7 protein-coding genes and 4 pseudogenes are annotated in these 6,117 nt (G+C 57.7%); 9 read left to right on the top strand and 2 right to left on the bottom strand.

The annotated features are described in order from the left end of the window. Positions 1-359, top strand: a pseudogene (locus tag ACLJRU_RS21745) (conjugal transfer protein TraD); the annotation flags it as partial. Between the two features lie 8 nt (positions 360-367). Here the strand turns inward: ACLJRU_RS21745 and vapC are convergent. Together vapC and vapB are read right to left on the bottom strand one after the other, a co-directional pair. Then, positions 368-766, bottom strand: coding sequence for a type II toxin-antitoxin system tRNA(fMet)-specific endonuclease VapC (gene vapC, locus ACLJRU_RS21740; protein ID WP_000911322.1), 399 nt, complete (start codon positions 764-766; stop codon positions 368-370). Then, positions 766-993 carry a toxin-antitoxin system antitoxin VapB gene (vapB, locus tag ACLJRU_RS21735; protein WP_000450263.1) on the bottom strand — a complete coding sequence of 76 codons (228 nt, stop codon included), beginning with the start codon at positions 991-993 and terminating at the stop codon, positions 766-768. The genes vapC and vapB overlap by 1 nt, the downstream gene beginning before the upstream one ends. Before the next feature lie 81 nt (positions 994-1,074). Here vapB and mobF point away from each other — a divergent pair. The 8 genes and pseudogenes from mobF to ACLJRU_RS21695 form a co-directional block, all read left to right on the top strand. Next, a pseudogene (gene mobF, locus ACLJRU_RS21730) lies at positions 1,075-2,508 on the top strand (MobF family relaxase); the annotation flags it as partial. A 360-nt stretch (positions 2,509-2,868) separates the two neighbouring features. Further along, the gene (locus ACLJRU_RS21725; protein WP_408990119.1) at positions 2,869-3,534 is read left to right on the top strand and encodes a conjugative transfer relaxase/helicase TraI domain-containing protein; all 666 of its coding nucleotides are present in this window, start codon (positions 2,869-2,871) and stop codon (positions 3,532-3,534) included. A 53-nt stretch (positions 3,535-3,587) separates the two neighbouring features. Further along, positions 3,588-4,328 carry a conjugal transfer pilus acetylase TraX gene (gene traX, locus ACLJRU_RS21720; protein ID WP_000177630.1) on the top strand — a complete coding sequence of 247 codons (741 nt, stop codon included), beginning with the start codon at positions 3,588-3,590 and terminating at the stop codon, positions 4,326-4,328. A 54-nt stretch (positions 4,329-4,382) separates the two neighbouring features. Then, on the top strand, positions 4,383-4,946 hold the full coding sequence (locus ACLJRU_RS21715; RefSeq protein ID WP_000139307.1) for a fertility inhibition protein FinO: 564 nt from the start codon (positions 4,383-4,385) through the stop codon (positions 4,944-4,946). Between the two features lie 116 nt (positions 4,947-5,062). Next, a pseudogene (locus tag ACLJRU_RS21710) lies at positions 5,063-5,336 on the top strand (disulfide bond formation protein DsbA); the annotation flags it as partial. Next, positions 5,310-5,507: a hypothetical protein gene (locus tag ACLJRU_RS21705; protein ID WP_223155440.1), complete on the top strand. Its 198-nt coding sequence runs from the start codon at positions 5,310-5,312 to the stop codon at positions 5,505-5,507. The pseudogene ACLJRU_RS21710 and the gene ACLJRU_RS21705, both read left to right, overlap by 27 nt. Positions 5,508-5,557: 50 nt before the next feature. Then, positions 5,558-5,727 (top strand): annotated as a pseudogene (locus ACLJRU_RS21700) (phospholipase); the annotation flags it as partial. A 131-nt stretch (positions 5,728-5,858) separates the two neighbouring features. Continuing rightward, positions 5,859-6,104, top strand: a complete 246-nt coding sequence (locus ACLJRU_RS21695) for a replication regulatory protein RepA (protein WP_000078115.1) — start codon at positions 5,859-5,861, stop codon at positions 6,102-6,104. Positions 6,105-6,117 lie beyond the last annotated feature (13 nt).

The following is a 6,117-nucleotide window of genomic DNA, read 5'->3' as shown; positions in this document are numbered from 1 at the left end:
AACAGCCGCAACAGCCGCAACAGCCGCAACAGCCGCAACAGCCGCAACAGCCGCAACAGCCGCAACAGCCACAGCCCACGGTTGTCAGCGATAAAAAATCAGCAGCGGCGGGTACCGCCGTGAATACGCCTGCAGGCGGTGTCGGACAGGAACTGAAAATGAAGCCGGAAGACGAAGAGCAGCCACTGCCCCCCGGGATTAATGCGTCCGGTGAGGTGGTGGACATGGCGGCGTATGAGCGCTGGCAGCAGGAGCAGGAGGTGAATACTCAGCAGCAGATGCAACGGCGGGAGGAGGTGAATATCAACGTTCACCGTGGGCACGGAAAGGATGAACCGGAGCCGGGAGATGATTTCTGATGGCGGTATCAGCTCCAGTCCTCAGTTCTCAGTCCACCCACACGTTCAAACTCCCGGGTGTTGTTCGTGACAACAATCAGTCCCCGGCTGCGTGCGTGACCGGCAATCATCTGATCGAATGGCCCGACAGGGCGTCCCTGACGGGCAAGCTCTGCCCTGATCTGCCCCGTATGGGTGGCGGCCGGCGTGTCATAATCCAGAACATCAAGTCGGGAAACAAACCCCTCTATCACAGCGAGATTTCTTTCGGGCATCTGGCTTTTTTCGGCACCGTAAATCAGCTCCATCAGGGTGACCGAGCTGATACACATTCTCCCCTGGTTCAGGTTAAAACGCTCCCTGACGCTGGCAGGTTTGTTTTTTATCGTGAAAATGCAGATGTTAGTATCCAGCATAAACTTCAGCATCAGAATGATTCCCGTTCCTGCACAGAGGGTTGTTCCCGGTTATCCATAAAATCGGCGCTGACGTTGTTCCCGTCGAACCATTCATCCCACGATTCTCCGGCCGGCGTGATGATCCGGGTTCGCCCGACAGCGATAACTTCCACACGTTTTACATGTTCCGGCAATGCCACTGCTTTTGGCAGTCTGACCGCCTGACTTCGGTTACTGAGAAATACGCTGGTTTCCATCATGTGCCTCCTTACAGGGATATGTCTTACGTATATCCATTATGGTTTTTGTGATGGGATATGTCAAAGGGATATACATTTATGATGAGCATTGCACAGGTCCGGTCAGCGGGGAGTGCCGCCGGTTATTACAGCGACAGGGATAACTACTACGTGCTGTGCAGTCTGGAGGAACGCTGGGCCGGAAAAGGCGCGGAGCAGCTGGGGCTGCAGGGCGCCGTCGATAAGGAGGTGTTCACCCGGGTACTGGAAGGCAGACTGCCCGACGGGGCTGATCTGAGCCGGCAGCAGGACGGCGGCAACAAACACCGCCCCGGCTATGATCTGACCTTCTCTGCCCCCAAAAGTGTTTCCCTGATGGCCATGCTGGCAGGCGATAAACGCCTGACTGAGGCACACAACCAGGCGGTGGATATCGCTGTCCGTCAGGTGGAAGCGCTGGCCTCCACCAGGGTGATGACGGACGGGCAGTCAGAAACGGTGCTCACCGGTAATCTGGTGATGGCGCTGTTCAACCATGACACCAGTCGTGACCAGGAGCCGCAGCTGCATACCCATGCCGTGGTGGCCAACGTCACGCAGCATGACGGGGAATGGAAGACCCTGAGCAGCGATAAGGTGGGAAAAACGGGATTTATCGAGAATGTCTATGCTAACCAGATAGCCTTCGGGAAGATTTACCGCGCGGTGCTGAAAGAGAAGGTTGAAGCGCTGGGCTATGAAACGGAAGTGGTCGGTAAGCACGGTATGTGGGAGATGCCCGGTGTCCCGGTGGAGGCCTTTTCCAGTCGTTCGCAGACTATACGGGAAGCAGTAGGTGATGACGCGTCGCTGAAATCCCGGGATGTGGCGGCGCTGGATACGCGTAAATCCAAACAGCATGTCGATCCGGAAGTGAAAATGGCTGAGTGGATGCAGACCCTGAAAGATACCGGTTTTGATATCAGCGCATACCGTGAGGCTGCGGACAGGAGGGCGGAAATACAGGCAGCGCAGCCTGTTCCGTCACAGGAGCAGCCGGATATTCAGCAGGCGGTGACGCAGGCCATTGCCGGGTTAAGCGACCGGAAGGTTCAGTTTACGTATACCGACGTGCTGGCCAGAACGGTCGGGATGCTGCCGCCGGAAGCCGGCGTGATTGAGAAGGCCCGGGCCGGGATTGATGAAGCCATCAGCCGCGAACAGCTTATCCCCCTCGACCGGGAGAAAGGACTGTTCACCTCAGGTATTCATGTGCTCGATGAGCTGTCTGTCCGGGCACTCAGCAGCGATATCATGAAGCAGAACCGGGTGACCGTCCATCCGGAGAAGAGCGTGCCCCGCACGGGAAGTTACAGCGACGCGGTGAGTGTCCTGGCCCGGGACCGCCCGTCACTGGCCATTATCAGTGGTCAGGGCGGTGCTGCCGGTCAGCGGGAGCGGGTGGCAGAACTTACGATGATGGCCCGGGAGCAGACGCTGATTGTCACGCATCTGAATGAGGATCGTCGGGTGCTGAACAGTATGATTCAGGATGCACTGGCTAAACCGAGTGAGCAGCAGGTCACTGTCCCTGTACTTACCACCGCGAATATCCGTGACGGGGAGCTGCGCCGTCTGTCCACCTGGGAGAATCATCAGGGCGCGCTTGCCCTGGTGGATAATGTGTATCACCGGATTGCCGGTATCAGTAAGGAGGACGGGCTGATAACCCTGCAGGATGCCGACGGCAACACGCGCCTGATTTCCCCCCGGGAAGCAGCGGCAGAGGGCGTCACACTGTACAATCCGGAAACTATCCGGGGGGGGGGGGGGGGGGCCAGTGAGACGTTTGCCATTGCGCTGTAGGGAACCGAAGGGGGCCGGAAACAGATGGCCGGTTTTGAGTCGGCGTATGTGGCGCTGTCGCGTATGAAGCAGCATGTGCAGGTGTACACCGACGACCGTCAGGGCTGGGTTAAGGCCATCAACAGTGCGGAGCAAAAGGGCACGGCCCATGACGTGCTGGAGCCTAAATCAGAGCGTGAGATGATGAACGCAGAGCGCCTGTTCAGCACCGCCCGGGAACTGCGGGACGTGGCTGCCGGCCGTGCCGTGCTGCGCAACGCCGGACTGGCGCAGGGAGACAGCCGGGCGCGTTTTATTGCACCGGGGCGCAAGTATCCGCAGCCATATGTGGCGCTGCCGGCGTTTGACCGTAACGGTAAATCCGCCGGTATCTGGCTGAACCCGCTGACAACGGATGACGGTGCCGGGCTGCGGGGATTCACCGGGGAAGGTCGGGTGAAAGGCAGTGAAGAGGCGCAGTTTGTGGCCCTGCAGGGCAGTCGTAACGGCGAAAGCCTGCTGGCTGGTAGCATGCAGGATGGCGTCCGGATTGCCCGGGAGAACCCCGACAGCGGCGTGGTGGTGCGAATTGCCGGTGACGGGCGTCCATGGAATCCCGTCGCCATTACCGGCGGCAGGGTGTGGGGCGATATTCCTGACAGTAACGTGCAGCCCGGCGCGGGAAAACCGGGGCTGGGAGCGGCTGCAGCAGATGGAGCAGGAGATGGTGCGTGACCTGCAGAAAGAGAAAACCCCGGGCGGGGACTGATACGGGAAGATAAACCACGATGACGATGGATAACGCCACACGTAACGATTCGCGGGCAGTCCGGGTGGATACCCGGCTGCAGCGACTGCTGGCCTGGTCGCCGGGACAGAGAGATCTCATCAAAACCGTGGCGCTGCTGCTGATGGTGGCTGACCATATTAACCGTATCCTGCACCTGAACCAAGAGTGGCTGTTTCTGGCCGGGCGCGGGGCGTTTCCGCTGTTTGCCCTGGTGTGGGGGCTGAACCTGTCCCGGCATACGCATATCCGCCAGTCTGCGATTAACCGGCTGTGGGGATGGGCGGTTATCGCGCAGTCCGGATATTTTCTGGCGGGATTTCCGTGGTATGAAGGGAATATTCTGTTTGCCTTTGCGGTGACCGCGCAGGCGCTGAAGTGGTGTGAGCAGCGCTGCCTGTTTCACTCTGCGGCCGCGCTGTTACTGCTGACGGCGTGGATACCCCTGTCCGGAACCAGCTACGGCGTTGCCGGCGTGCTGGTGCTGGTCATCTGTTACCGGCTGTACCGGATCACAGATACTGAAGAACATCTGGCGCTTGCGGCCTGCTTGGTGGTGGCCGTCCCCGCGCTGAATCTGGTCACCAGTGATGCCGCGGCGGTGGCAGGACTTCTGGTGACCGGGCTGACGGTATGGCTTGTTTCGCTGACAGGCAAATCACGGCCCCGGTTCTGGCCGGCTGATTTTTTCCCGGTATTCTACACCTGCCATCTGGCTGCCCTGGGCGTTCTGGCGATGTGACGGGTGTGGTATCTTTGGCGGTATGAGCAGGATTTGGCAGGGGCAGCATACAGCATGACTGAGCAGAAACGACCGGTACTGACACTGAAACGGAAAACGGATGGGGAAGCGCCGGCCCGCAGCCGCAAAACCATTATTAACGTCACCACGCCCCCGAAGTGGAAGGTGAAGAAACAGCAACTGGCTGACAGGGCTGTCCGGGAAGCGTCACTGGCAGAAAAAAAAGCCCGGGCAAGAAAAGATCTGTCCATCTACCTGCGATTTCAGTCAGTGGAGGAAGCGGTCAGCACGCTGAAACCCTGGTGGCCGGGGCTGTTTGACGGCGACACGCCCCGTCTTTTCGCCTGTGGCGTGCGTGAGGCGCTGTTTGAGGACGCCTCCAGGCGTGGTATCCCGCTGTCACACAAAAAGATAATCCGTGCGCTGAAAGCGATTGCCCGTTCTGAAGCATATCTCAGCGCGATGAAAGCCGGGGCCTGCCGATATGACACGGAAGGGTATGTGACGGAGCATATTACCGTGGAGGAAGAACAGTACGCGCTGGCGCGACTGGCAAAGGTCCGGGCGCAGAACGCCAGAAAAGCGGAACTCCGCGCGGTGCTGGCGCAGACGGTCTGAACCGGAGAAGCCCAGTATAATGAGTGAACGGATGAAACAGAAAGATCGTCTGTACGGCGTGGCACCGGCCTTACCCCGATGCTGCAGGCTGTGAAGCTAGGCCGCAGGTCCGCTATGTGTTTAAGTACTGGCCCACATTTGTACAGCAGTGGGAAAACTCGCTGAAAGCCGCACAGAAGGGGCTGGAAATCAGCGAGGGCGGATGCCTGGCTTGCGTATCACAACGGTATTTTTGCCACCAGTCATTATGAAGGCGCGCTCACCAGTGAAGATATCAGTAGTGCGGCGGCCGCCGTCCTGAAAGGGCATAAAATCAGGGGTGGAAACGTGAACACGAAAAGCATACTGGATGCCAGTAACCGACTGGCACATACGCTTGCGCTGCAGGGCTCGCCGGTGATGATAATGATGCCGGTTAAGAAGGCCACGGAGAAGAACGTGACAGTGATACCGGGCGGCGCGGGACAGGAAACTCTGGAAAACGCGGCCGTGCTGATTCTGGCCGGGATGGAGCGTAATGATCGTGCCACCACTAGGGAAGGCAATAACAATTTATCCTGACGCCTCCGCCGCTCGCGTCGTTGTCCAGCCCCGGCAATCCGGGAAAAACGAGCGACGGTCGCCACACCGAAGTGGGATCGTTTAACTATTCCCGTGCAGCAGACCGTTCGAATTCGGAGAACGTGCTGTCGTCTGGGATGACTCAGTCCTAGCCCGCAGCTACCTGAACCACTGGACATCCCGCTGGGCGCAGGGAACGGACTGGAAACAGACGTACTGACATCCCAGGAAACGATCTTGAAACGTAAACCGTGCGCCAACACAGGTTACGTTCATAAAGTAAGTCGCTGATTTTAGAAATCTGTAGTATTCTCTGCAAACGATCTAGGTTTGATCCTTGAGGAGACAGAGATGTCGCAGATTGAAAATGCAGTAACTTCCTCATCGAAACGCATTTACAGAAAGGGTAATCCCTTATCTTCCGCTGAGAAGAAGAGATTATCTATTTCACGAAAAAAGACGACGCATAAAGAGCTCAATGTTTTCATACAAAACATACATAAAGAAAGCTTGCAGCAGCTTTGTGAAGAGACTGGAACTACTCAGGCTCAAATGATTGAGCTACTAATTGAACGGGAAATGGCTAAAAGAGCCTGAGATAAGAAGGTGA

The organism is Salmonella sp. SAL00653, from assembly GCF_046552515.1.
Classification (GTDB): domain Bacteria; phylum Pseudomonadota; class Gammaproteobacteria; order Enterobacterales; family Enterobacteriaceae; genus Salmonella; species Salmonella enterica.
The sequence above is the reverse complement of the archived record's forward strand: the minus strand, read 5'-3'. Positions and strand labels throughout refer to the sequence as shown.

Excerpts from the sequence above, each read along its gene's own strand:
- traX (WP_000177630.1), top strand. The coding sequence starts at position 3,588 with ATGACGATGGATAACGCCACACGTAACGATTCGCGGGCAGTCCGGGTG.
- vapB (WP_000450263.1), bottom strand. The coding sequence starts at position 993 with ATGGAAACCAGCGTATTTCTCAGTAACCGAAGTCAGGCGGTCAGACTG.
- ACLJRU_RS21695 (WP_000078115.1), top strand. The coding sequence starts at position 5,859 with ATGTCGCAGATTGAAAATGCAGTAACTTCCTCATCGAAACGCATTTAC.
- ACLJRU_RS21715 (WP_000139307.1), top strand. The coding sequence starts at position 4,383 with ATGACTGAGCAGAAACGACCGGTACTGACACTGAAACGGAAAACGGAT.
- vapC (WP_000911322.1), bottom strand. The coding sequence starts at position 766 with ATGCTGAAGTTTATGCTGGATACTAACATCTGCATTTTCACGATAAAA.